The 25,385-nt window shown below is 73.8% G+C and carries 21 protein-coding genes and 1 pseudogene; 15 read left to right on the top strand and 7 right to left on the bottom strand.

From position 1 onward, the window contains the following. Window positions 1–44: 44 nt before the first annotated feature. Window positions 45–1,304 carry a nucleotide sugar dehydrogenase gene (locus AB0D67_RS03635; RefSeq protein ID WP_362929486.1) on the top strand — a complete coding sequence of 420 codons (1,260 nt, stop codon included), beginning with the start codon at window positions 45–47 and terminating at the stop codon, window positions 1,302–1,304. Between the two features lie 157 nt (window positions 1,305–1,461). Here the strand turns inward: AB0D67_RS03635 and AB0D67_RS03630 are convergent, their stop codons facing one another. The 3 genes from AB0D67_RS03630 to AB0D67_RS03620 form a co-directional block, all read right to left on the bottom strand. Next, complete coding sequence (locus AB0D67_RS03630) at window positions 1,462–1,971, bottom strand: carboxymuconolactone decarboxylase family protein (RefSeq protein WP_362929484.1); 510 nt, start codon at window positions 1,969–1,971, stop codon at window positions 1,462–1,464. A gap of 231 nt (window positions 1,972–2,202) precedes the next feature. After that, window positions 2,203–2,430, bottom strand: coding sequence for a DUF397 domain-containing protein (locus AB0D67_RS03625; RefSeq protein ID WP_362929859.1), 228 nt, complete (start codon window positions 2,428–2,430; stop codon window positions 2,203–2,205). Between the two features lie 24 nt (window positions 2,431–2,454). Beyond that, a complete protein-coding gene (locus AB0D67_RS03620) occupies window positions 2,455–3,282 on the bottom strand; it encodes a helix-turn-helix transcriptional regulator (RefSeq protein ID WP_362929482.1) in 828 nt (275 codons plus the stop codon). 190 nt (window positions 3,283–3,472) lie between these two features. On the opposite strand from AB0D67_RS03620, the gene AB0D67_RS03615 reads away from it, so the two are divergent. Beyond that, entirely contained in the window at window positions 3,473–3,880 is a 408-nt protein-coding gene (locus tag AB0D67_RS03615) for an ATP-binding protein (protein ID WP_362929480.1), read from the top strand. Between the two features lie 165 nt (window positions 3,881–4,045). Then, window positions 4,046–5,341: pseudogene (locus AB0D67_RS03610) on the top strand (M14 family metallopeptidase); the annotation flags it as partial. A 158-nt stretch (window positions 5,342–5,499) separates the two neighbouring features. Here AB0D67_RS03610 and AB0D67_RS03605 read toward each other — a convergent pair. The 3 genes from AB0D67_RS03605 to AB0D67_RS03595 form a co-directional block, all read right to left on the bottom strand. Further along, complete coding sequence (locus tag AB0D67_RS03605) at window positions 5,500–6,309, bottom strand: methyltransferase domain-containing protein (RefSeq protein ID WP_362929478.1); 810 nt, start codon at window positions 6,307–6,309, stop codon at window positions 5,500–5,502. Between the two features lie 335 nt (window positions 6,310–6,644). Further along, entirely contained in the window at window positions 6,645–8,180 is a 1,536-nt protein-coding gene (locus AB0D67_RS03600) for an aldehyde dehydrogenase family protein (protein ID WP_362929476.1), read from the bottom strand. Between the two features lie 110 nt (window positions 8,181–8,290). Next, on the bottom strand, window positions 8,291–8,722 hold the full coding sequence (locus AB0D67_RS03595; protein WP_362929474.1) for a cupin domain-containing protein: 432 nt from the start codon (window positions 8,720–8,722) through the stop codon (window positions 8,291–8,293). A gap of 233 nt (window positions 8,723–8,955) precedes the next feature. Here AB0D67_RS03595 and AB0D67_RS03590 point away from each other — a divergent pair, with 233 nt between their 5' ends. The 12 genes from AB0D67_RS03590 (at window position 8,956) to AB0D67_RS03535 (ending at window position 23,796) form a co-directional block, all read left to right on the top strand. Then, a complete protein-coding gene (locus tag AB0D67_RS03590; protein ID WP_362929472.1) occupies window positions 8,956–10,452 on the top strand; it encodes an SWIM zinc finger family protein in 1,497 nt (498 codons plus the stop codon). Between the two features lie 73 nt (window positions 10,453–10,525). Continuing rightward, window positions 10,526–12,076 (top strand): DUF5691 domain-containing protein, encoded by a 1,551-nt coding sequence (locus AB0D67_RS03585; protein WP_362929470.1) that lies wholly within the window; start codon window positions 10,526–10,528, stop codon window positions 12,074–12,076. Then, entirely contained in the window at window positions 12,073–13,140 is a 1,068-nt protein-coding gene (locus AB0D67_RS03580) for an AAA family ATPase (protein ID WP_362929468.1), read from the top strand. Before AB0D67_RS03585 ends, AB0D67_RS03580 begins: the two co-directional genes overlap by 4 nt. Before the next feature lie 30 nt (window positions 13,141–13,170). Continuing rightward, entirely contained in the window at window positions 13,171–15,765 is a 2,595-nt protein-coding gene (locus AB0D67_RS03575) for a DUF5682 family protein (protein WP_362929466.1), read from the top strand. Then, window positions 15,762–16,952: a VWA domain-containing protein gene (locus tag AB0D67_RS03570; RefSeq protein WP_362929464.1), complete on the top strand. Its 1,191-nt coding sequence runs from the start codon at window positions 15,762–15,764 to the stop codon at window positions 16,950–16,952. The genes AB0D67_RS03575 and AB0D67_RS03570 overlap by 4 nt, the downstream gene beginning before the upstream one ends. 307 nt (window positions 16,953–17,259) lie before the next feature. Continuing rightward, entirely contained in the window at window positions 17,260–18,285 is a 1,026-nt protein-coding gene (locus AB0D67_RS03565) for a polysaccharide deacetylase family protein (protein WP_362929462.1), read from the top strand. Next, complete coding sequence (locus AB0D67_RS03560) at window positions 18,282–19,157, top strand: formyl transferase (RefSeq protein WP_362929461.1); 876 nt, start codon at window positions 18,282–18,284, stop codon at window positions 19,155–19,157. The genes AB0D67_RS03565 and AB0D67_RS03560 overlap by 4 nt, the downstream gene beginning before the upstream one ends. Before the next feature lie 60 nt (window positions 19,158–19,217). Next, complete coding sequence (locus tag AB0D67_RS03555) at window positions 19,218–20,570, top strand: MFS transporter (protein WP_362929459.1); 1,353 nt, start codon at window positions 19,218–19,220, stop codon at window positions 20,568–20,570. Window positions 20,571–20,678: 108 nt separating this feature from the next. Then, window positions 20,679–21,692, top strand: coding sequence for an enolase C-terminal domain-like protein (locus AB0D67_RS03550; RefSeq protein WP_362929457.1), 1,014 nt, complete (start codon window positions 20,679–20,681; stop codon window positions 21,690–21,692). A gap of 191 nt (window positions 21,693–21,883) precedes the next feature. Further along, window positions 21,884–22,120: a hypothetical protein gene (locus AB0D67_RS03545; protein WP_362929455.1), complete on the top strand. Its 237-nt coding sequence runs from the start codon at window positions 21,884–21,886 to the stop codon at window positions 22,118–22,120. After that, a complete protein-coding gene (locus AB0D67_RS03540; RefSeq protein WP_362929453.1) occupies window positions 22,117–22,545 on the top strand; it encodes a type II toxin-antitoxin system VapC family toxin in 429 nt (142 codons plus the stop codon). Before AB0D67_RS03545 ends, AB0D67_RS03540 begins: the two co-directional genes overlap by 4 nt. Before the next feature lie 231 nt (window positions 22,546–22,776). Next, the gene (locus AB0D67_RS03535) at window positions 22,777–23,796 is read left to right on the top strand and encodes an alpha/beta hydrolase (protein ID WP_362929451.1); all 1,020 of its coding nucleotides are present in this window, start codon (window positions 22,777–22,779) and stop codon (window positions 23,794–23,796) included. Between the two features lie 93 nt (window positions 23,797–23,889). Here the strand turns inward: AB0D67_RS03535 and AB0D67_RS03530 are convergent, their stop codons facing one another. Then, a complete protein-coding gene (locus AB0D67_RS03530) occupies window positions 23,890–25,335 on the bottom strand; it encodes a prolyl oligopeptidase family serine peptidase (protein WP_362929449.1) in 1,446 nt (481 codons plus the stop codon). Window positions 25,336–25,385 lie beyond the last annotated feature (50 nt).

Genomic DNA, 25,385 nt, shown 5'->3' with positions numbered 1-25,385 from the left:
CAGTCGGGATTCGTACCTCATCTCACAGTGACGGGGGTCCTGACATGGGGGAGAAGCTGGCCGTCGTCGGCCAGGGATACGTCGGCCTGCCACTGGCGATGCGGGCGGTCGAGGCGGGGTTCGAGGTCGTCGGGATCGACGTGGACGAGCGAAGGGTCAAGCGGCTCAACGCCGCCGACTCCTACGTCGAGGACATCGCCGACGAGGTTCTGGCCGAGGCGCATCGCTCGGGCCGCTACCGGGCCGGCTCCGACTACGCCGACGCCGGGGAGTTCGACGTCTGCGTGATCACCGTGCCGACGCCGCTCAGCGACGGCGCCCCCGACCTGCGCCACATCGGTTCGGCGGGCGAGTCCCTGGCCCCGCTGCTGCGACCCGGCGTCACGGTGGTCCTGGAGTCCACCACCTATCCCGGGACCACCGAGGAGTACCTCCGGCCGCTGCTGGAGACCGGCTCGGGCCTGCACGCGCCCGGCGACTTCTTCCTGGGCTACAGCCCCGAGCGGATCGACCCGGGCAACGCCCGCTGGTGCCTGGAGAACACGCCGAAGGTCGTGTCCGGGATCGACGCGGCCTCCCTGGAGCGGATCCGCGCGTTCTACCAGCGGATCGTGCGCGACGTCGTCCCCGTCTCCTCGACGCAGGTGGCGGAGCTGTGCAAGCTCCTGGAGAACACCTTCAGGCACGTCAACATCGCCCTGGTGAACGAGCTGTCGATCTTCGCGCAGCAGCTCGGCATCGACGTCTGGGAGGCCATCGACGCCGCCTCCACCAAGCCGTTCGGCTACATGCGCTTCACTCCCGGTCCCGGCGTCGGCGGGCACTGCCTGCCGATCGATCCGTCCTACCTGTCGTGGAAGGTCAAGCGCAGTCTGGGGCACAGCTTCCGCTTCGTGGAGCTGGCCAACGACATCAACGACCACATGCCCGGTCATGTCGTCCACCGGCTCATCCTCGCGCTGAACCGGCGGGGCCTGCCGCTGCGGGGCAGCCGGGTGCTCCTGCTGGGCCTAGCCTACAAGGCGAACGCCGGGGACTGCCGCGAGTCGCCCGCGATCGAGGTGGCCAGGGCCCTGGCCAAGCTGGGCGCGGACGTGCGGGTGGCGGATCCCCATGTGGACGCCTACCTCGCTCCGCCGGGGATCGAGCTCGTCGTGGCGGGCGAACGGGAGCTGTCGGAGGCGGACGCGGTGGTCGTCCTCACGGATCATGACCGCTTCGACTACGAGCTGGTCCAGCGGGTGAGCCCGTTCGTCTTCGACACGCGCCGCCGCTGCCGGGGGTCCAACGTCGAGCACCTCTGAACGGCTCCCGACCCACCCCGCCCCCCGGCGCGACGCGCCCCGGTCGCCGGCCGTACGGCGGGCCGCCGGGCCGGAGGGAGGCCGGCCGGGCCGTCCGCCACGGGTGCATGACGTAGGTGATCGGCAGGGCGCGTGCTCAGAGCGCGCCCGAAGCCGGCTATGGCCGCATGACGCGGGCGATCAGCTCCTCGACCTGGGTGTTGAGCCGGGAGCCGCGAGGCCATCCGGCGTAGTGAGTGAGGAAGATGACGATCTCGCGGAGTTCGTCCGGGGTCAGCTCGCCGGTCCGCAGCGCCGCGTCGAGCTGGACCTCCACCAGGTCGTCCATGCCCTGGCCGACGAGGAGGCCGAGCAGGAGGAGCCTGCGGTCGCGCATGCTCAGCCCCTCCCGGGACCACACCTCGCCGAACAGGCGCTCCACGGTCATGCCGAAGAAGTCGCCGGGACTCTCGCCGGAGCCTCCGCCCCGTCCCGCCCCGGCCGTCGCGGAGCCGTCACCGGCGTCGTCGCCGCCGTGGACCCGTCTCATGATCTCCAACCCGCGCGCCTGGCGGTCACAGGTGCTGTCGTCCGGACACTGGTTCATGCCGCACTCCGGTCCGTCGCCGGCCGGCCGGCCGGGGACGAGCACGATGGATGGCGTCTCACCCCGTCCATCGTTGGTCATTTTCCGCTCCGGGAAAAGTCGTTGCCGACTTTCAATCCCAACATTTATCACTATGTCGTTTAAATGGGTGATAGGCGTTACATAACGATTGTCCCTTCCGTTCGCCGGCGGTGGGAATGGAAGGGCCGGGAGCCCCCGAGGGGGCTCCCGGCCCTGTTCATGGTGCCGGAGGAGGGAACCTCCGACCGGACCGGGGGGACCGGCGGACCGGTCCCCCCGGGGGGAGATCTGTCAGCCGAACTCGCCGTCCTTGACCCCGCCGAGGAAGGCGTCCCATTCACCCTGGGTGAACGCCAGGGCCGGGCCGTCCGGATCCTTGGAGTCACGGACGAGGTAGAGCTCGTCCTCCTGGGCCTTGTGGGCCGCCACTACCGGGTCGCCGGGCACGATCGCCACTTCGACGCAGTTCCCTCCGGTACTGCGGCTGCTCTTGCGCCACGCGACGCTGGACAGATCCATGGTGGACCTCTGCACTCTTTCTTCCTATCGCTGGTTGGAACATTTCTTCGCCAGCTCCGCGATGAATGCGGCCGAGGCGTCCGTCCTGAGAGCCATCGCGGTGAGGCTCCCGAACATGAGCGTGTACCGGCGCACCTCGTCCGGATCCTCCAGGACGAGCCCGCTCGCCGCCTGCTCCAGATAGACCAGGTCGAGATCGCCGGGCTCGGGAAAGCCCAGCAGGCAGAACGGGCCGTCCATCGCGGCGTGCGCCCCCGCGGAGAACGGGATGACCCGGATCTCCACGTTGGGCAGCTTGCCGAGATCGACGAGGTGCTCCAGCTGCTCACGCATCACCTTCGGCCCGCCGACCTGGCGGCGGAGCACCGCTTCGTCGAGCACGGAGACGAGCTGGATCGGCTCGCCGGGGCCGTGCAGCAACTGCTGGCGTGAGATGCGTACGGTGACCTTCTCGTCGACTTCAGGAGGGGCATGGGTCACTGTGGTCACCTCGATGACGGCACGCGCGTAGGCCTCGGTCTGCATCAGGCCGGGGACGACCAGTGGCTCGTAGGAGCGCACCACCGACGCCTCCGCCTCCAGTCCGATGTAGGAGTCGAAGCCAGGCTTGAGAGCCTGCCGGTGGCGATGCCACCAGCCACGCTGCCGGGCCTCCCTGGCCATCTGCACCAGGGTCTCCCGTGCCGCGCCCGTCACGCCGTACACATCGGTGAGGGCTGCCACGTCGGAGGGTTTGGGACGGGTGAGACCCGTCTCATATCTCCATACGGTGGTGTCGGTGGAGCCGATCCGCTCCGCCACCTCCGCCCGTGACAGCCCGCTGTCCTCCCTCAACCGCGCTAACTCGGCCATGAGACGGCGATGCCGAGCTGTCGGGCTGCGCCGGGTAGCCATGCACGTATCTCCGTCCTTGGACAAGAAAACTGTGGAATTTCAATATGAGCTATTGAAGTCCCTGGTAGAACAGTTCACCGTGAGTGAGTGTGCCATCTCAGAGCGCGACGCGCATGGGAATGCGCGGGTCCGGGGAGCGAGGCCGATCATGACAACGCGGCAGCAGACGGTTCAACCTCGATTAACGCTCACCCTGCGGGGCGTCCCGGAGTCGGTGTCGGTGGCCCGGCACCGGGTCCGGGAGCTCCTGGGGGAGTGCCATCCCGCGTACGAGGACGTCGTCCTCCTCGTCAGTGAGGTGGTCACCAACTCGGTCGTGCACTCCGGGTCGGGCGGCGGCGGTGCGGTCACGATGACCATGCAGGTCGGGGCGGGGGTCGTCCTCGTCGAGGTCTCCGACGCGGGCTCGGGAGCCTCGGCGCCCCACGTCCGCAACGACCCCGACGCCGAGAGCGGCCGCGGGATGTTCCTGGTCGACCTGCTCGCCGGCCGGTGGGGCATCGAGGACGGCTGCCAGGGCGACCCCCGGACCCTCTGGTTCGAGGTCGACTTCTGACCGGTGAGCGGTGAGCGGTGACCGGTGACCGGTGACCGGTGACCGGCGGCGGGCGACCGGCGGTCACGTTCCGTGACCGTCTCGCGCGCCGGACCCCCGGTCGCCACCCGCGCCCGCGGCCCGGGACCGTTCCCGGCTCCCCCCGAGCCGGTACGCCGGGGTCCGATGGTCCGGAGCCGCCCTTCCCCGGGCCCCGGACCGGGTACGCCGGAGCCGAAATCGGGGTCATCGCCTGTCGACGGCCCCGCCCGTCTCCCGGCGCGACCGCGCGGCGACCGCTTGGATCGGTTGTCCGGGGGGAGACCGATGAGACACCGGCCGATCGTGGCGTGCGCGCTCCTGGTCTTCACATGCCTGGGCGGAAGCGTCCTCCCCGTGCCGGCTCCCCGCGCCCCGGTTCCTCCCGCCTCGGCCTCCCACGTGCCGGTTCCTCACGTCCCGGCCTCCCGCGCTCCGGTCTCTCCCGTCTCGGCCTCCCACGTGCCGGTTCCTCACGTCCCGGCCTCCCGCGCCCCGGTTCCTCGCGCCCCGGCTCTCCGTGTCCCGGCCCCGCACACGTCGCACGGCTCCCGGACGGCCCTCTCCGGCTACCACTCCTACGCCGAGACGGCGGCTGAGGTCGCCCGGATCGTCGCCGCGCACCCCGGCATCGCCCGCAGCTCCGTCTACGGCACCTCCTACGAGGGCCGCGACCTGGTCGTCGTCAAGATCAGCGATAACGTCGCCGTGGACGAGGACGAGCCGGAGGTCCTGTTCACCCACCACCAGCACGCCCGGGAGCATCTCACCGTCGAGATGGCGCTCTACCTCCTCCGCCTGCTCACCGAGGGCTACGGCCGGGACCGGCGGATCACCGGGCTGGTCGACGGGCACGAGATCTGGATCATGCCGGACCTCAACCCCGACGGCGGCGAGTACGACCTCGCGGGCGGCTCCCGCCGCGGCTGGCGCAAGAACCGCCAGCCCACCCCGGGCTCCTCCGCCGTGGGCACCGACCTGAACCGCAACTGGCCCTACCTCTGGGGCTGCTGCGGGGGTTCCTCCGGCTCGCCCGCCGCCCAGACCTACCGGGGCCCGGCGAACGGGTCGGCCCCCGAGGTCAGGGCGGTCGCCGACTGGGTGGGCGGCCGCGTGGCGGACGGCGTCCAGCAGATCAGGGCGCACATCGACTGGCACTCCTACGGCGAGCTGGTCATGTGGCCGTACGGGCACACCCGCGCCGACACCGCCCCGGGCCTGACCCGGGACGACCGGGAGGCGTACGCCGCGCTCGGCCGGAGCATGGCCGCCGTCAACGGCTACACCCCCCGCCAGGCCGGGGACCGCTACATCATGGACGGCTCGCTCGGCGACTGGATGTGGGGCGTCTTCAAGATCTTCAGCTACACCGTCGAGATGTACCCGGCCCGCGGCGCCCCCGGTTTCTACCCGCCCGCCGGGCGGATCGGCCCGCAGACGGCCCGCAACCGGGAGGCCGTGCTCCGCTTCCTGGAGTACTCCGGCTGCGTCTACCGGATCATCGGCGAGGCGGCGCGGTACTGCGGCGCGGGAGCGGACCCGGCCGCCGCGTCTCCGGCCGGCGTTCCTGGCGGGCGTCCCGGCGCGGGGCGCGCCGGCGCTCAGGCGCGGCAGACCAGCTCGCCGTGGAGCAGCGACAGCCAGCCGTCCTCGTCGCCCGCCCACCTCAGCCAGCCCTCGGACAGGCGGCGCAGGTCCTCCTCGGTGGCGGCCCCCGAGGAGAGGGTGTGACGGGCCATGTCCGAGCGCAGGATCCGTTCGGCCCACATCCCGCCCCACCAGGCCCGATCCTCGGGCGTGGCGAAGCACCAGGTCGAGGAGGAGGGGGTGATGTCGGTGAAACCGGCCGCGCGCGCCCACGACAGCAGCCGCCGTCCCGCGTCGGGCTCGCCGCCGCACGCCCTGGCCACCCTCTGGTAGAGGTCCATCCACTCGTCCAGCTCGGGTAGCCGGGGGAACCAGGCGAACGCGGCGTAGTCGCTGTCGCGCACCGCCACGATCCCGCCCGGACGGCACACCCTGCGCATCTCCCGCAGGGCCCGGACCGGGTCGCCGACGTGCTGCAGGACCTGGTGGGCGTGGACGACGTCGAAGGAGTCGTCGGGGAAGTCGAGCGCGTGCACGTCGGAGACGGCGAACTCGACGTTGGACGCGCCCCGCCGTCCGGCCTCCGCACGGCCCAGTGCCAGCGCCTCCGCGGTGACCTCCACCGCGGTCACCGTACCCGGCGCGACCCGCTCGGCCAGGTCCGCGGTGATGGTCCCGGGGCCGCAGCCGACGTCCAGCACGGACATCCCGGGCCTCAGGTGCGGCAGGAGAGGGGCGGCGGAGTTCTCGGCGGTCCGCCACCTGTGGGACCGCAGCACGGACTCGTGATGGCCGTGGGTGTAGACCGTGTTCTCGGCTGTCATGGGAGATCACTCTTTCGGTCGGCCGGATGCCGGATGGAGCGACCGTAACAGGTATCTCATATGCCAAGAAAGAATGTCTCGAATGGTGAAATGGCGACCGGCCCGGGGCGTGCTCGCGGGCCGTGCCGTACGGGTCGGTGGGGCGTGCCGTACGGGCCGTGAGAGGCCGCGCCGCAGCTCACGGCCCCCCACGTCTCCCGGCGCGCCTGACGGCCGCCGGGTGCGCGACGGCCCGGCCGCTTTCCGGACGTTCCCGGAGTACGGCGCGGGCCGTCGTGTCCCTCGCAAAGGGGATGCCGCGCTTCCGATGGGGAGAACCCCCCGGAACGGCAAAGTCAAAGACGGAAGTTCACATCCGGCACGATGTCCGCCACGTCCATCTGGGCCTTCTGCAGCCTGCCGGAGTGGTCCCAGTTCATCGCCTGCCAGCGGGTGAACTGGTCCAGCACCCACATCCCCGACTGGCGGCTGCCGTTGCCGGACTTGCCGTTCCCGCCGAAGGGCAGGTGCGCCTCGGCCCCGGAGGTGGAGTTGTTCACGCTGACCATGCCCGCGCCGATGCCCTCGCGGAACCGGAAGGCCGTCGCGGGGTCGGTGGTGTAGACGGAGGAGGAGAGCCCGTACCCGGGGCGGTTGGCGAGTTCCAGCGCCTCCTCCAGGGTCGAGAAGGAGGTCACGCCGATGATCGGGCCGAAGGTCTCCTCCAGGAACAGCCGGTCGTCGGGGCGCACGCCGTCCACGATCACCGGGTGGTAGTACAGGCCGCCCTCGCCGGTGAAGTCCCCGCGCGGGTTGCCGGCGGTGATCCGCCCGGTCGCGCCGGAGACGACCTTGTGGTGCGGCTGGATCCAGCCGAGATACTCCTCGTAGCGGGAGGCGAACCTGTGGTCCAGGAGCGGCCCGCACAGCACGTCGCCCGCCGGGTCGCCGATCTCCGCCGCGGCCAGCGCGCGCGTGAGGCGGCCGAGGAACTCGTCGTGGACGCTCTCGTGCACGATGGCCGTTCCGAGGGAGGTGCAGCGCTGCCCGGCCGTGCCGAACCCGGAGAACAGCGCCCCCTCCACCGCCAGGTCGAGGTCGGCGTCGGCCGCCACCACCATCGGGTTCTTGCCGCCGAGCTCCAGGCAGGGCGACTGCAGGTGGCGCCCGCACAGCTCGCCGATCCTCCGGCCCACCTCGGTGGAGCCGGTGAACCCGACCTTGTGCACCGTGCCCTCGCCCAGCGCCGCCTCAAGACCCTCGAACGCCGCGGCCCCGTCGGCGAACACCAGGTTCAGCACGCCGTCGGGCAGTCCCGAGGCGGCGAACAGCCGGTACATCGCCTCGGCGGACGCCGCGGCGTACTCGGCGGGCTTCCACACGACCGCGTTCCCGGCCAGCAGCGCGGGCACCAGGTACCACGACGGCACCGCGACCGGGAAGTTGCCCGCCGTGATCACCGCGGCCACCCCGACCGGGACCCGGAAGGTGAACAGGTTCTTGTCCGGCATCTCCGAGGGCACCGTCTGCCCGTACAGGCGCCGCCCCTCGCCCAGGAAGAAGTCGCAGGTGTCGACGATCTCCCGGACCTCGCCCAGCGCCTCGGCGTACGGCTTGCCGATCTCGCGCGTCACCAGCCGGGCCAGGTACTCGGCGTTGGCCTCCACCAGCCGCCCGATCGACGCGATCACCCGCCCCCGGACGGGCGCGGGGACCCGCGCCCACTCCCGCTGCGCCGCCGCCGCCGTACGGCAGGCGGAGGAGAACGTCTCCGCGTCGGCCAGCCGGACCCGCGCGACCACCTCGTCGACGCGGGAGGGGTTGATCGAGTCGTATTCCCTGCCGTCCGCCGCCTGCTCGCCACCGATCACGGAGCTGATCTCGCCGGTCACCGTCGACCTCCTCGTCTGGGTTCCTCTGACGGCATTCTCCCCGCGGCCGGCCGCGCCGTCACACCCCGGCGGGCACGCCGAGCCGCGGAGACCGGCCGGAAGGCCGCCGGTCAGATCATCCGGAAGTCGGCGAAGTCGAAACCCGGGGAGACCACGCAGCTCACCAGGACCCCCTCGTCCCCGGCGGGCCGGGCCGCCTGCCAGGTGCCGCCGGGGACCACCGCCTGGGGGACCTGGCCCTCCTCCACCCTTGGTCCGAGGACGACGGTTTCGGACGGCTGCCCCTCGTGGCCGCCGAGGACGAGGAGCAGCGGGCCGCCCCGGTGCCACAGCCACACCTCGTCGGAGCGGACCACGTGCGGCCGCGACTCCTCGCCCGGCTCCAGCAGGAAGTAGATCCCGGTGGCCGTGGCCCGGGGCCCGCCGTACCCGGGAGGGGCGACGTCGAGGGAGGACCGCCAGGTCTCCCGGTACCACCCGCCCTCCGGGTGCGGCAGCAGCCCGAGCGTCTCGGCGAGCGGCGGACGGGCGGGAACGGTCATCGGGCACCTCCGGCGCGGGACGGGCCCCGGCCGCTTCGCGGCGCGGGCGACGGACAGTCTGCCATCCCGGCCGCCGTCCCGGCGGCGCGGCGGCACGGGACGGGCGAACCGGGCCGCAGGTCGGGGCGGGGGAGCGCGGAGAAAGGGGGGTGCCCCGGGGGAAGGGGACGCACCGGTGAAGGGACGAGTTCCCGGGGCGGGATTTGTCGGTGGGGCTGGCTAGCGTTCGAGGCGTGACCGAACGGTGGAACCGGGACCAGGTGCTGGCGCTCGCGCCCGACGCGTCGTCCCAGAAGGCGGCCCAGGGGGTCTCCTCGCCCGGCAAGTGGTCGGGCGCCGGGGCCACGGCGGGCGCGCTGTGGGGAGAGTGCAGGGGCAGCGGCTCCAAGCCCTACCTGGCGTGCGTGGACCTGTCCGAGCCCGCCTACCGCTGCAGCTGCCCGAGCCGGAAGTTCCCCTGCAAGCACGCCCTCGGGCTGCTCCTGCTGTGGTCGGCCGGCGGCGTCCCGGACGCCTCCGGACCCGCCGACTGGGCCGCGGAGTGGCTCGACCGGCGGCGCGACCGCGCGGCCAGGGCGGCGATCCGTCCGCCCGCCCCCGCGGACGGCGACGGGACGGAGGCGTACGGCGACGCGGCCGAGGGCGGTGACGAGGCGGCGGGGGCCGGTGGCGGGGCCGCGGAGGCCGGCGGTCAGGCGGACGGCGGTGGCCGGGCGGACGGCGGTGCCACGGCGGGCGGAGCGGGCCGGGCGGGCGGCGCGGCCTTGGCGGCCGGGCCGGGCGGTCCCGCCGACGCCCGGCGGGCCGCGCAGCGCGAGCGGCGCGTGGCGGCGGGCCTGGCGGAGCTGGAGCGCTGGCTCGCCGACCAGGTCAGGCAGGGCCTCGTCGCCTCCCGGCGGCACGACCAGTGGGACGACCTCGCCAAGCGCCTCGTCGACGCCCAGGCCCCGGCCGTCGCCGGAGCCGTCTCCCGTCTGGGCGCGGTGCTGAGCGGTGACGACTGGCCCGCCCGCCTGCTGGGCGAGTACGCCCTGCTCCACCTGCTGGCCGTGTCCCACCGGCGCCTCACCTCGACCGCCGCCGCCCCGGCCGAGCTCGGGAGCGCGCTGCTGCGGACGGTCCGCGAGCGGGTCGGCTTCCCCGTCGCCAAGGAGGAGGTCCTGGCCGGTGAGACGGTCCGTGACCGGTGGGACGTCCTCGGGCGGCGCGACACCGAGCAGGACCGGATCACCGCCCGCCGGGTCTGGCTGCGTGGCCGGTCCACCGGCCGGGCCGCGCTCGTGCTGTCGTTCGCCCCGGTCGGCCAGGCACTCGACGCCTCCCTCGTGACCGGCACCACCGTGGACGCCGACCTGGCGTTCTACCCCGGCTCGTGCCCGTTGCGCGCCCTCGTCGCCGCCCGCCACGACCCCGCCCCCCACCTCTCCGCCGGCCCTCCGCCGGGTTCCACGGTGGACGGCGCGCTGGACGAGGTGGCCCGCGCCCTCGCCGCGGACCCCTGGACGGACTCCTGGCCCCTGGTGCTGGAGGCGGCGGTCCCCGCCGGGAGCACCCTGAGGGCGCTGTCCGGTCCGGGCGGCGCGCTGGCGCTGCACCCCTCCTGCGGCACGCCCTGGCGGCTGGTCGCGGCCTCCGGTGGCCACCCGCTGACCGTGGCCGCCGAATGGACCCCCGAGGGACTGCGCCCCCTCACCGCCTGGGACGGGGAAGGACAGGTGATCGTCCTGTGACCGCCCTCCCCACCTGTCATGTCCGTCCCGAACACCCCGGCTCGCGGTCCGGGGCGATCCCTGGGAGGTCCTGGTGAACGCCCCGCCCGAATGGGAGGAGCTGGTCTCCGCCGCCTTGGTCGGCACCGACCGCCGGCCCCTGGCCGGTGCGGCGGCCCCCGAGGCGGAGCTGCTCGAACGCGCCGCCGTGCACACCGTACGGATGCGGGCGGGCCGCCGGCCGCCGGCCGCCGAGCCGGTGGACGCCGCCCCGCCCGAGGATCGGCCGGCGGTCTCCCGGCCGGCGGCCGACCGGCTCGCCCGGATCCTCGGCGGCGAGCAGCCGAGACTGCTTCCCGAGTGGCTGCGCGTCGCGGCCGGGCACAGTCTCCGCGTCCCGCCGCACCTGCTGCCCGAGCTCCTCGACCAGGCCGCCCGCGACCGGTCCCTCCGGCCCCACCTCGGCGTCCTCGCCGGAAGCCGGGGCCGGTGGCTGGCCGGTCTCAACCCCGCCTGGAGCTTCCTGCTGCGCGAGCCCACCGCCCCTGCCGCCGTTCCCGTCCCCGTTTCGGCCGGAGTCTCCGCCGACCAGTCCGGAGCCTCCGCCGGCCCGGCCGGAGCCGGCGTCGTCCCCGGCTCTCCCGCTTCCCCCGGCGATCCGCAGGGCCCCGCCCCCGGAGGCCCCGATGAACCGCGGCGCCCCGGTGGCGCGCCGGACGTCTGGGAGCTGGGCGCCCCCGGCGACCGCCGCGCCTTCCTGGCCGCGCTGCGGGCGGCCGATCCGGCGGCGGCCAGGAGCCTGCTCACCCGGGGATGGACGAAGGAGACCCCCGACGACCGCGCGGCGTTCCTGGAGATCCTCGCCGACCGGCTCTCACCGGACGACGAGCCGTTCCTGGAGGCCGCCCTCGACGACCGCCGCCGGGAGGTCCGCCAGCTGGCCGCCGACCTGCTCACCCGGCTGCCCGGTTCGCAGCTGGCCACGCGGATGGCCGAGCGGGTCGCAGGGTGGTTCACCACCGAGGACGGCCGGATCAGAGTCACCCCGCCCGTCGCCTGCGACGCCGCGATGGAGCGCGACGGCGTCCGCGCCAGGCCGCCGCACGGCACCGGCGAGCGGAGCTGGTGGCTTCAGCAGGCGGTGGCGCGTACCCCGCTCGGGGTGTGGCCGCGGCTGCTCGGGCATCCGCCGGGTGAGCTCGTCCGCATGAGGATCGCCGACTGGGGCCGCGAGGTCATGGCGGGATGGGTGCGGGCCGCCGTCCTGCAGGGCGACCCCGAGTGGGCGCGGGAGCTGTTCGACCACGACCCGCTCGCCGACCTGCTGGCCGTACTGCCCGCCGCCGAGCGGGAGCGCGTCGCCGCCGGCTTCGTCAGGCGGCATGACCTCGACGGGCAGCTGATCATGGTGCTCGGAGGCGCCGCCGCGCCCTGGGGGCCCGAGCTGGCCTCCGCCGTGCTGGAGAAGATCATCGAGGTCTCCGGCACGCAGCCCTGGAACCTCGGCGAGCTGACCAGGCTCGCCGGCGAGCGCGTCGACCCCGCCCTGTACGGCGAGGCCGAGCGGCTCTCGCCCGAACCGCCCGTCCAGGAGGTCGCCGCCCTCCTGCGTTTCCGCCACGACATGGTGAAGGAGCTTTCTTGACAACGGTTCTGCGGGCCCACGCCGAAGACCAGTTCGCCGACGAGCTGGAGATCCTCGCCAAGGGCGACGACCGGCCCCGGCCGCCGGGCTGGAGGCTGTCGCCGTGGGCGGTGACGACGTACGTCATGGGCGACGGCGAGACGATCACGCCCAAGTACATCGGTCCCCGGCGCATCGTGGAGGTCGCCGTGGCCACCCTCGCCACCGACCGCGCGCTGCTGCTGCTCGGCGTCCCCGGCACCGCCAAGACCTGGCTGTCGGAGCACCTGGCCGCCGCGATCAGCGGTGACTCGACGCTCCTGGTGCAGGGCACGGCCGGCACCGCGGAGGAGGCCGTCCGCTACGGCTGGAACTACGCCCGGCTGCTCGCCGAGGGGCCGTCGCGCGAGGCGATCACCCCGAGCCCGGTGATGCGCGCGATGGCCGAGGGGCGGATCGCCCGGGTGGAGGAGCTGACCCGCATGCCCTCCGACGTCCAGGACGCGCTGATCACCGTGCTGTCGGAGAAGACGCTGCCGATCCCCGAGCTGAACCAGGAGGTCCAGGCGGCACGCGGTTTCAACGTCATCGCCACGGCCAACGACCGCGACCGGGGCGTCAACGAGCTGTCCAGCGCGCTGCGCCGCAGGTTCAACACCGTCGTGCTGCCCGTCCCGGCCACCGCCGAGGAGGAGGTGGACATCGTCTCGCGCCGCGTCGGGCAGCTCGGCCGCTCCCTGGAGCTGCCCGAGACCCTGACCGGCCTCGCCGAGATCCGCCGCGTCGTCACGGTCTTCCGCGAACTGCGCGCCGGCGTCACCGAGGACGGCCGTACCAAGGTCAAGTCGCCCAGCGGCACGCTCAGCACCGCCGAGGCGATCTCCGTCCTCACCGGTGGCATCGCCCTGGCCGCGCACTTCGGCGACGGGGTGCTGCGTCCCTCCGACGTCGCCGCCGGGATCGTCGGCGCCGTCGTCCAGGACCCGGTCTCCGACAGCGTCGTCTGGCGCGAATACCTCGAGACCGTCGTCCGCGAGCGCGAGGACTGGCGCGACTTCTACCGGGCCTGCCGCGATGCGGGCTGAGACGACGCCCCCGGTGGCCGGGAGCGGCCGATGAGCGTCTCGGTGCTGGGGATCCGGCATCACGGGCCGGGGTCGGCGCGGTCCCTGAGAGCCGAGCTCGAACGTCTCAAGCCGGACATCGTGCTCATCGAAGGGCCACCCGAGGCCGACGCGCTGGCGGGGCTGGCCGCCGACCCGGACCTCGAACCCCCGGTCGCGCTGCTGGCCCACGTGCCCGGAGAGCCGTCCAGGGCGGCGTTCTGGCCGTTCGCGGAGTTCTCCCCCGAGTGGCAGGCGATACGGCACGCCGTGCGGACGGGCGTCCCGGTCCGCTTCTGCGACCTGCCAGCGGCCCACGGACTCGCCCTCGACCGGGACGACTCGCCGGACGGCGGCCCCGCCGGTGACGGCCCCGGCGCGGGCACGCCCGGATCGGACGCGCCCGGGCCGCCGGGACCCGGATCGGACGCGCCGGGTGACGGCCCCGGTGAGGTCCGGCCCGGGGACGTGCCCGGTGACGGCCCCGGTGCGGGCACGCCCGGCGACCGGTCGCGGGAACGCGACCACGACGCGGCGGAGTCCGGGGCGCCGACCGTACAGATCGACCCGATCGCGGTCCTCGCCCGCGCCGCCGGATACGACGACCCGGAACGCTGGTGGGAGGACGCGGTCGAGCACCGGGGCGACACGCCGTTCGAGGTGATCGCCGAGGCGATGGCGGCGGTCCGCGACGGACACGTCCCCGAGGCCCGCGAGGCCCGGCGCGAGGCGTACATGAGGCGCACGATCCGCAGGGCCGTCAAGGAGGGGTTCGAGCGGATCGCCGTCGTCTGCGGCGCCTGGCACGTCCCCGCCCTGACCGGCGTCCCGGGCAGGGGCGGCGCCTGGGGCGCCGGGCTGCCCCCGGCCAGGGCCGACGACGCGCTGCTGCGGGGCCTGCCCAAGGTCAAGGCCGAGATCACCTGGGTGCCGTGGACGTACGGCAGGCTGGCCGCCTGGAGCGGCTACGGCGCCGGGGTGACGTCGCCGGGCTGGTACCACCACCTGTTCGCCTCCGCCGACCGGCCGGTGGAGCGGTGGCTGACCGCCGCCGCCGGCGTGCTGAGGGACGAGGGCCTGCCGGTCTCCTCGGCGCACGTCATCGAGGCGGTACGGCTGGCCGGAAGCCTGGCCGTGCTGCGCGGCCGGCCCCTGGCCGGGCTCGCGGAGGTCACCGAGGCGGCGCGGGCCGTGCTGTGCGAGGGCGACGACCTGCCGGTGGAGCTGATCCAGCGGCGCATGGTCGTGGGGGAGCGGCTCGGCCACGTCCCCGACTCGACGCCGATGGTGCCGCTCCAGCGTCACCTGCGCGAGGAGCAGCGCCGGCTCCGGCTCAAGCCCGAGGCCCTCGACCGCGAGGTGGATCTCGACCTGCGCAGACCCCTCGACCTCGACCGCAGCAGGCTGCTGCACCGGCTGCGGCTGCTCGGCGTCGACTGGGGCGTCCCGGCGCGCAGCCGCGGCAAGGGCACCTTCCGCGAGTCGTGGACGCTCGCCTGGCGGCCGGAGTTCGACATCGACCTGATCGAGGCGGGCGCCTGGGGCACCACCGTCCCGGCCGCGGCCTCCGCCCGGGTCCGCGACCTGGCGGACGGCGGACCGCCCTTGAGCCCGTCCGCGGCCGGTGCCCCGGGTCAGGTGGGCCCGGCGGGTCCGGTCGTTCCCGGCGCGCCCTCCGGCGGTCCCGGTGGCTCCGGTGGTCCCGGCGGCTCCGGTGGCCGGGGCTCCGCCCGGGTGTCGCTGGCCGACCTCACCGGGCTCGTCGAGCGTTGCCTGCTGGCCGACCTGCCGGACGCGCTGCCGTACGTCCTCGACACGCTGGCGGCGCGGGCGGCGCTCGACGGCGACGTCACGCACCTGATGGCCGCGCTCCCGGCGATGGTGCGCGCCCGGCGCTACGGCGACGTGCGCGGCACGCCCGCCGAGGGCCTGACCGCGATCGTCGACGCCCTGCTCACCCGGATCTGCGTCGGGCTGGGTACGGCGGTCACCGGCCTGGACGACGACGCCGCCCGCGACCTGCTGCGTCACCTCGACGAGGTGCACGCGGCCGTGGCCCTCCTCGACGGCGGCCCCGCCGCCCCGGCGTCCCCTTCCGGTCCTTCCGGTGGCGTCTCCGGTGACGAGGCGCCGCGCGGACGGTGGACGGCCGCGCTGCGCGGCCTGTCCGGCCGTTCCGGCCTGCACGGACTGATCGAGGGCCGGCTCACCAGGATCCTGCTGGACGCCGGCGACCTCGACGACGTGGAGGCCGGCCGGCGGATGGCGCTGTCCATGTCGGCGGGGCACCCCCCGGCCCGCGTGGCGGCCTGGATCGAGGGTTTCCTGTCCGGCGGCGGCCTGCTGCTCGTCCACGACGCCCGGCTGCTCGGGCTGGTCGACGGGTGGCTGACCGGTCTGGCCCCGGAGGTGTTCGTGGACGTGCTGCCGCTGCTGCGCAGGACGTTCGGCGCGTTCGCCGCGCCGGAGCGGCGCTCGATCGGCTCCCGTGTCCGGACGCTCGGCACGCGGGAGATCGCCGCCACGGCCGACGAGATCGACGAGGCACGCGCGGCCGGCGCGGTGCGGACCGTGCTGGCGCTGCTGGGAAGGGCGGAGAGCGCATGACCGCACAGGAGACGGGCGTGGATCCGGTGGACGACGAGAGGCTGCGCCGCTGGCGGCTCGTGCTCGGCGGGGACGCCGACGGCACCGGGTGCGCGCTGTCCGGCGCCGACGCCCGGATGGACGGCGCCCTGGCCGCCCTCTACAACCGCGACGGCGGCGAGGGGCCGGGGGAGCGGAGCGGCGGCCTGGGCGCCTCGGCGCCCCGCGTGGCGCGCTGGCTGGGCGACATCCGCTCCTACTTCCCCTCGACCGTCGTCCAGGTCATGCAGAAGGACGCCGTCGAGCGGCTGAACCTCACCCGGCTGCTGCTGGAGCCGGAGATGCTGGAGGCCGTCGAGCCGGACGTGCACCTGGTCGGCACCCTCCTCTCTCTGAACCGGGTGATGCCGGAACAGGCGCGCGAGTCGGCCCGGGCGGTGGTCCGCAAGGTCGTCTCGGAGCTGGAGCGGCGGCTCACCCAGAAGACCAGGGCGGCCGTCACCGGGGCGCTGGACCGCTCGGCGCGGACCCACCGGCCCAAACGGGCCGCCGACATCGACTGGGACCGTACGATCCGGGCGAACCTCAAGAACTACCTGCCCGACCGCGGCACCGTGGTGCCCTCCAGGCTCGTCGGGTACGGCAGGCGGCAGCGCGCCGTCCAACGCGAGGTCGTACTGTGCATCGACCAGAGCGGGTCGATGGCGGCCTCCGTCGTCTACTCCAGCGTCTTCGGCGCGGTCCTCGCCTCGATGCGCTCGCTGCGGACGTCGCTGGTGGTCTTCGACACCGCGGTCGTCGACCTCACCGACCGGCTTCACGACCCGGTGGAGCTGCTGTTCGGCACCCAGCTCGGCGGCGGCACCGACATCAACCGCGCCATCGCCTACGGCCAGGGCCTCATCACCCGGCCCACCGACTCCATCTTCATCCTGATCAGCGACCTGTACGAGGGCGGCGTCCGAGAGGAGATGCTGCGCCGGGTCGCGCAGATGACGGCGGCCGGGGTCCAGGTGATCGTGCTGCTCGCGCTGTCGGACGAGGGCGCGCCCTTCTACGACCGGGACAACGCCGCCGCGCTGGCGGCGCTGGGCGTCCCCGCGTTCGCCTGCACCCCCGACGCCTTCCCCGGCCTGATGGCCGCCGCGATCGAGCGGCGCGACATCGGCGGGTGGGCCGAGCGGGAGCTGGGCCGCACGGCCACCTGACCACCGGTCCGTGCGGCCATCCGGCCACCGCGCCAGCGGCCATCCGGCCATCCGGCCATCCGGCCATCCGGCCACTCGGCCACTCGGTCGCCCGGTCGCCCGGCCACTCGGCCGCCCGGCCACCAGGCCGTGCGGTCACCTGACACCGGCGGGGACGGGAACGGAGGCCCTGTCCCCGCCGGACGCCGGACGCCGGCCGGTGGCCCCGGTGGATTTTTGGCCCATTCCAACGGTGCGTTTGACTTTCCGGGCGAACTATGTGAATCCACCGTCTGATAGCGTCGCCGTCATGCCGGGATCATGTGTCGTGTCCATTGACACGGAATTCGCGTGGGGCGTCGACCCCTCCGGCCTGTCGCGTTATTCGCGGTTGTTCGACGAGGAGCCCCGGACCGTCCGCCGCCTGATCGACCTGCTGGACGAATATCTGATTCCCGCGACGTGGGCGGTCGTCGGGCGCCTTCTGCTGGAACCGGGCGGGGAAAGGCGGCGGACCCCCGAGAGCTGGTACCACGCGCCGTACATCCTGGACTGGATCCTCGGCGCACGCGCCCCGCACGAGATCGGCACCCACACCTTCAGTCACCTTCACACCGGGAACCCGTCGGTGACCCGTGAGGAATGGGTGAGCGACCTGGAAACGGCGGTCCGGACGGCCCGCGAACTCGGGGTGGACATACGTTCCATTGTTTATCCTCGCAACCAGGTGGCGTACACCGAAATTCTCCCTGATTTCGGAATCATCGCGTACCGGGGGGTTGAAAAGACCTGGTACGGCAGCGGCCGGGGCGGCCTGCATTTCCTGGACCGGGCCCTCGGAGTGGCCTCCCCGACCTATTCCCCGTCCGGGCTCGCGGAAGGCGACCGCCTGGTCAACATCCCGGCGTCACAGTTCCTCATGGGGGACAACGGCGTACGGAGGATGATCCCGCCCTCCTCCCGGATCAGGCAGGCCAGGCTGGCCCTCGACCGCGCGGGCCGGCGGGGGGAGATCTACCACCTGTGGTTCCACCCCTTCAACCTGGGCGGCGGCGGGCGGATGTTCCAGACGCTGGAGCGGATCCTGCGGGACGTGGCCGCGCGCCGTGAGCGGGGGGAGCTGACCGTCGTGACGATGGGCGAGGCGGCCCGACTCGTCCTCCAGGAGACGGCCGGCCGAACCACGGGACGGCCCGATCACACCGCGGGACGGACCGGCCACGCCCCGGGAGGGACCGGCCACGCCACCGGACTGACCGGCCGCACCTCCGGGCGGACCGGCGATGCCTCCGGACGGACCGGCCACGCCCCGGGACCGGCCGGCGACCCCACGGGGCGGCGGAGCCCGGCGTGAGGCCCGTGGTCGTCCTGGCCTCCCGCAGCAGGACGTCGTACCTGCTGATAAACCACCTGGCGGCCAGGTTCGACGTGGCCGCGGTGGTCTTCGAGAAGAAGCACCGCGGGAGGTTCCTCCGCCACCGGCTGCGCAGACTCGGCCCGCTCCGGGTGGCGGCGCAGCTGGCGTTCGTCCTCTACGACCGCCTGGTGATAGCGCCGAGGTCGCGCGCCGCCGTCGATCGGCTGCTCGCCGGTCACGACGTGCGCCCGCCCGACGGGCGGCTCAGGGTGCTGGACGTCGCCTCCGTCAACGGGCCGGAGGTGACGGACCTCCTCCTCGGGGAGCGGCCCTCGGCGGTCGTGGTGTCCGGCACGGGCATCATCGCCGGACGGGTGCTCGGCCTCGCCCCGGCCTTCGTCAACATCCACACCGGCATCACGCCGAGGTACCGGGGGGTGCACGGCGGCTTCTGGGCGGTGTGCGAGGGCCGGGCGGACCTGGCCGGGACGACTGTCCACCTGGTCGACCCCGGCGTCGACACCGGCGGGATCCTCTTCCAGGAGACCGTCTCCGTCGATCCCTTCGAGGACACGTACCGCACGCTCCCCGTGAAGCAGTACCTGGCCGCCCTCGACGCCATGGCGGAGGCCGTACGCCAGGTGACGAGCGGGCGGGCGCGGCCGTACCGGCGGTCCGATCTCGGCAGCGAGCAGTGGTACACGCCCACGCTCCGCGACCACCTCCGGTTCCGGCGCGCGATGAGGACGCTCCGCGGGCGGTCCGGCGACCGCTCCACGCCGGAGGCGGCGCCCGTCGCGCAGGGGGATCCGCGGGGCCCGGCCCAGAACCCGGGACCGAGGGGCCGCGCGCCGTACGCCCGGTCCTAGGACCAAGGGCCCGCCGTACGGCCGACGCGGTGCGCGGGCGCCCGCCGTACGCTCCCATTCGTGACGACTACCACGACCACCGCGCCGGCGGAGGGGATCTTCGCCGTACGCCACCGAGCCCTCACCGTGGGCCTGGTGGCGATCATCACCCTTGTCGCGTTCGAGTACCTGGCGGTGGCGACCGCCATGCCGGTCGTGGCGGACGAGCTGCACGGGCAGGGACTGTACGCGCTGGCGTTCAGCGGGGCGCTGGCCGCCGGCGTGGTCGCCACGGTGCTGGGCGGGCGGTGGAGCGACGTCTCCGGGCCGGTCGCGCCGCTGTGGACCGGCGTGGCGACCTTCATCGCGGGCCTGGTGGTGGCGGGGGCCGCGCCGACGATGGACGTGTTCCTCGCCGGCCGGTTCGTCCAGGGGTTCGGCGGCGGCGTCTTCCAGGTCTCGATGTACGTGCTGGTCTCCCGGGCCTACCCGGCGACACTCCACCCCCGGGTGTTCTCCGTCTTCGCCACCGCCTGGGTGGTGCCGTCCATGGTCGGCCCGGCGGTCGCCGGATTCGTGGTGGAGAACACCGGCTGGCGCTGGATCTTCGGCGGCGTGGCCGTGCTCGTCCTCCCGGCCGCGCTGCTGCTCCTGCGTGGCCTGACCACCACGCCGATGTCGGAGCGGCCGCCGCGGGGGGAGCTGGCCCCGATCGGGCGGCGGCTGGGCTGGGCGATGCTGGCGGCGACCGGCGCGGCGCTCATGCAGTACGGCGGCGCGGCCCGCGGCGCGGGCCTGCTCCTGCTCCTCGCCGGCCTGGCGCTGCTGGCCGGGTCGCTGCCCCGGCTGCTGCCCGTCGGCGCGCTGCGCGCCGCCCGCGGCCTGCCCGCGGTGGTCGGGCTGCGCGGGATCGCGGCGGGCGCGGTCATGGGCGGCGAGGCGTTCCTGCCGCTGATGCTCAACCAGCAGCGCGGCCTGACCCTCACCATGGCCGGTCTCACCCTGACCGGCGGCGCGCTGAGCTGGTCGTTCGGCTCGTGGGTGGTGGGGCGCAGGCGGATGGACCGGGTGCTCGTCCTGCGGTCGGGCATGGTGCTCATCACCGTGGGCCTCGCGCTGATGGCCGTCGCCGTCTTCACGGCGGTCCCGATCGCCGTCGCGTTCCTCGCGGAGATCATCGCGGGCCTCGGCATCGGGATCGTCTACCCGACGCTGTCGGTGCTGGTCCTGGAGCTGTCGAGGCCGGGGGAGGCGGGGGAGAACAGCGCGTCGATGGGCGTGGCTGAGTCGGTCTACACCGTCGTGTCGATCGCGGTCGCCGGCGCGGTGCAGGCCGTCCTCGGCGCCGCGACCCTGACCTACGTTCTCTCCTTCGTCCTCGTCGCCCTGCTGGCGGCGGCCGGGGCACTCGTCGCGGGCAGGGTCAGAACCTGACTACCGTTGGAGCATGGGAAGAACGCCGCTTCCCTCCGTGTTGAGACGCAAGTCCCGCCTCCGGGCGGGATTCGTGTTTCGGCGCTTCGGGGAGATCAAGGGGGCTTCATGCCGCGCGTACGTGAGCTAGAGGTGTTCCGGGTGGTCCTGCCGTACGGCAGGCGGCCCGAGAGCCTCATGGTCCGGCTCACCGACTACGGGGGCATGACCGGATGGGGCGAGGTCGTCGATCCCGACGCCAAGACGTGGGCGGCGATGGAGGAGGGGCTCAGCCGGGCGCTGATCGGCGTCGACTGGGAGCACCCCGACGAGCTGGGCGCGGTCCCCGGGGGATCCGCCTCCGACATGGCCTGCTGGGACCTGTGGGCCCGGATGCGCGGCGTGCCGCTGTCCCACGCGCTGGGCGGCAACCGCACCTACCTGACCGCCACCGTCCGGATCGCCGCCGAGCGCGACCTGGACAGTCTGGTCGCCCGGGTGAACCGCCACGTCTGCGCGGGATACACCCACGTCACCCTGGACGTCCACCCCGGCTGGGACATCGAGCCGCTGCGCGCCGTCCGCCGTACGTACCCGGCGCTGGGCATCGGCGTGGACGCCCACGGCGCCTACACCGACGTCGGCGCGCTGGAGGCGCTGGACGGCTACGCGCTCTCCGCCATCGAGCGACCCTTCGCCGGGCCCGCCGGCTTCGCCGACCACGCCGACCTTCAGGAGCGGGTCGCCGCGCCGGTCCTGCTGGAGACGTCCTCGGTGGCCGGGCTGTGCGAGGCGATCGCCGCGGGGGCCGGGCGGGCACTGCTGCTGCGTCCCGCGGCCATGGGGTCGCTGCGCGAGGTGCGCCGGGCACACGACCACGCCGTCGCCGCGGGCTGGGAGATCTCCTGCGCCGGCGGGCAGGGCGGCGGGCTCGCGCGGGCGGCCACGGTCGCCGCGGCCAGCCTGCCGGGCTGCGGCCTGCCGTGCGACGTCGCCGAGCCGCCGCGCAGCGCCCAGATCGTGACGCCTCCGGTCGGAGCGTCCGGCGGGGTGGTGGCGGTGCCGCTCACCCAGCCGGGCCTCGGCCACAACGTCGACGAGACCCGCGTCCGCCGCCTGGCGAAGGAGTCGTACGCGGCCTGACGGGCGGCCGGGGCCCGCCCGGCCCGGCCCGGTTCCGGCGCTTCATCGGCCCGGTCGTCAGCGTGAGCGGTCCTGCCATACCAGGTGAATCCCGGAACTACGTATGATCCGGATCCGTCGTGCCCGGACGACGAGTCCTGTGCTCATGCATTCTCAGCCGCTCGGGCAGGGCCGTGCGTACACTCGAAGGCATGACCGCCGCCCATGACTACGATGACGTACACCACCTCGTTGAGCAGTTGACCCCCGACCAACTGGTCGAGGTCCGTGCCCATGCGCTCCGGTTGGTCACCGGCCGCCGGACCTTCGTACCGTGGAGCGAGCTCAGGCGCACAGCCGCCCGCCTGCCACGCATCGACTACACCGAGTTCCGCAGCGACGTCGATGCTGCGATCGACCAGGACGCCCTGTTCGGGGATGCTCGGTGAGCGACCCGCACAACCTCCTGCTCGACACCTCCGCCGTCATCGATCTCGAACGGCTCGATGAGCAGCGCATCGCCGGCACTCTCGGCTGTCGGCCGGGCGACCTTCGCCCGGCGATCAGTTGCATCTCGATGGCCGAACTCGCAGCCGGGCCACACGCGGCCAAGACCGCCGACGCGCGAGCCGTACGGCAGGCGGTACCGCAGTGGGCGGAGTCCACCTTCGACCCGATCCCCTTCGACACCGATGCCGCCCGCGCCTACGGGATCATTTACGCGCTCGTGCTGGACCTCGGCCGCCGGCCGCGCAAGCGGCTCGCCGATCTGCTGATCGCATCGGTCGCCGCGGCCAACGGGCTCCCCCTGGTGACCCGGAACCCCGATGATTTCGCCGGGCTGGAGTCTCAGATCCAGGTGATCACCGCCTGAAACGGCCATCTCAGGGATGGCTGGACGGTCTGCGCAGGACCGCCTCGGCGCATAAGGGTTCGGGATGAACCCCCGACCGCACCCGAGGATGAGGCAGAGGGATGATCTCTGAGAGGCCGGAAGAGCATCACCACGAGCCCGCGAGGCGGTCACGGTGAAGCAGAGAGGTACTCTCCGCTCATGATCCGTGGACGGTCAGCCCGCCGGCCGTCCTGAAATAGGATGCCGCCCATGTCCTCCCCCGAGACCGGACACGGCGCCGTCGTCCCCGAAGCCCCCGCCGGGGACCATGACCGCGAGGGCGACGCCCCGGCGCACGACGTCCTCGGCCCCGGCTACGAGCTCACCGTCCTGCCCATGGCCGACGACGACGAGGGGAAGGTCGTCGCCACGCTGGTGCGCCGGCGCACCGCGGAGCCCGCGCGCGGCGCCGTGCTGTACGTCCACGGGTTCACCGACTACTTCTTCCAGAGCCACCTGGCCGAGCACTTCGCCGCCGGAGGGTTCGACTTCTACGCCCTCGACCTTCGCAAGTACGGCCGCTCGCTGCTGCCGCACCAGACCCGCGGGTTCGTGCGCAGCGTCACCGAGTACTTCCCGGAGATCGACGAGGCGGTCCGGATCGTCCGCGAGCGGGACGGCCACGGCACGGTCGTCCTCAACGCCCACTCCACCGGCGGCCTGGTGACCGCGCTGTGGGCCGACCGGGTCCGCGGCCGCGGCCTCGTCCAGGGACTGATGCTGAACAGCCCCTTCCTCGACCTCAACGTCCCCGCCCCGCTGCGGATCGCGGCCGACCTGATGAGGGGGCCGATGGCGAGGATGCCGCGGCGCGCCGTACTGCCCCTCGGCACCGCCACCGCCTACGGCACCAGCCTGCACCGCGACCACCACGGCGAGTGGGACTTCGACCTGGAGTGGAAGCCGATCGGAGGCTTCCCGGTGCACGCGGCCTGGCTGGCCGCGATCCGCCGGGCCCAGCGGCGCCTGCACGCCGGTCTGCGGGTGGACGTCCCGGTCCTGGTGCTCTGCGCCGCCAAGGGGCTGCGGCTGCGTGACTTCGCACCGGAGGCCCAGGCCGCCGACGTCGTGCTCGACCCCGAGCAGATCGCCCACTGGGCGACCAGGATCGGGCACCACGTGACGTGCGTGCGGGTGGCGGGCGGCGTGCACGACCTCGCGCTGTCGGCCGAGCCGGTCCGCGGGCGCGTCTTCACGGAGATGGACCGCTGGCTCACCTGCTACGTCTGACCGGGCCGTACGGCCGGCCGCTCCCGCGGGCCTGTCTCTTTCACAAGGCCCACCAGGCCGTACGGCGCGCCGCCCCGGGCGGCCTCACCGGATCTACCAGGGAAAGGCGTACAGGCTGTAGTAGGCGCCGGCCACCAGCAGCACGCCGGTGCCGCCCAGCACCCCCGCCGTCGCCACGCGCTGCGCGCGGTTCGGCCGCCAGCCCTGCCCGATCCCGGAGGCGACCGCCGCGACGGCGGTGATCTCCTGCACCAGCATGAGTACCGCGAGGATCCGGATGACGAGCCAGCCGGAGAGCACCGCCGGCCACGCCCCCGCCTGGTTGACCGAGAACAGCACCAGCAGCGTGAGGAACGCCGCCACCGCGGCCAGCAGCCCCGCGCCGGTCCACGCCATCCGGCGCAGGCGGCGGCGGATCGGCGGCCACACCAGGGCGCAGGTCTCGGCGTGCGGCCGCCGCCCGCGCAGCCGCACCACCATCTCCGCCACCGGCCCGGCGACGTATCCGGCGAGGGTCAGGAAGAGCGCGAGCGTCAGGACCGCGCCCCCGGCGTACCAGGGGGCGCTGGGCGGGTCGCTGGCCTCGAACCGCTGGACGGGGGTGGCCCCGGCGACGCGCACGGCGGGCCGCGCGGTGCCGGGCAGGCCGGTGACCCAGTTGGCCAGGGTCGGCAGGTAGTCGCGGACGAACGGGCCGCCGTGGACCCGCATCCCGTGGTCGGCGCCGTCCAGGTAGCGGATCGTGTAGTCGGAGTTGCCGCCCGCGGTGAGCGCCTCGGTGAGCGCCCGGCTGCTCTCCACGAACGGAATCGACGGGTCGCGCGTGCCGTACAGGGCGAGGACCGGCTGGCGGATCCGGCGCAGCACGGGCGTCCCGTCGTAGCGCAGGAAGTTCATGTGGACGGCGCTCATCGCCCTGATGATGAGGTCGCGCACCCCGCCGGGCGCGTGCAGCCGGTCGAGCTGCTCGCCCATCGCCCAGGTGACCTGCCGCAGCGGGGAGACGTTGGGCGCCGACACCAGCACGGCGAAGGCGACGTCGGCGCTTCTGGCCGCCGCGATCGGGACCACCCAGCTGCCCTCGCTCACCCCCCACAGGCCCGTCCTGGCCGGGTCGACGTCGGGGCGCTCGCGCAGCAGGGTCAGCATGCGCAGCGCGTCGTCGGCGAGCAGGCCGAAGTCGCGGTCGCGGAAGTCGTAGCCGACCGTGCGCTTGTCGTAGGCCAGGGTGACGACGCCGGCCCTGGCCAGCCATTCGGCCTGGGTGGCGAACTCCCCGCGCAGCCCGGCGCCGGCCCCCTGGACGAACACCATGGCCGGGTGCCGGCCTGGCGTCAGCGGAGCCCGTACGGTGGCCTCCAGGGTCACGTCCCCGGCCTGGACGGTGATGTCCCGCGTGGTGATCGGGGCGGTCGCGGCCACCGGCCGGAGCTCGGCCGGGGGCTGGGCGGGCAGCGCACGGAAGACCGGCCCGGCGCTCAGCGGCGCGGGGTCGAACCGCGGTGGCAGGATGTAACCCACCAGCGCGAGAATGATCATGGCTATGCCTGCGGCGGCGCTCACCGCGCCCCGGCCAACCCGCATGCCGA

The organism is Streptosporangium sp. NPDC048047 (assembly GCF_040653115.1).
Taxonomy (GTDB): Bacteria; Actinomycetota; Actinomycetes; order Streptosporangiales; family Streptosporangiaceae; genus Streptosporangium.
This window is presented reverse-complemented; position numbering and strand designations above follow the sequence as displayed.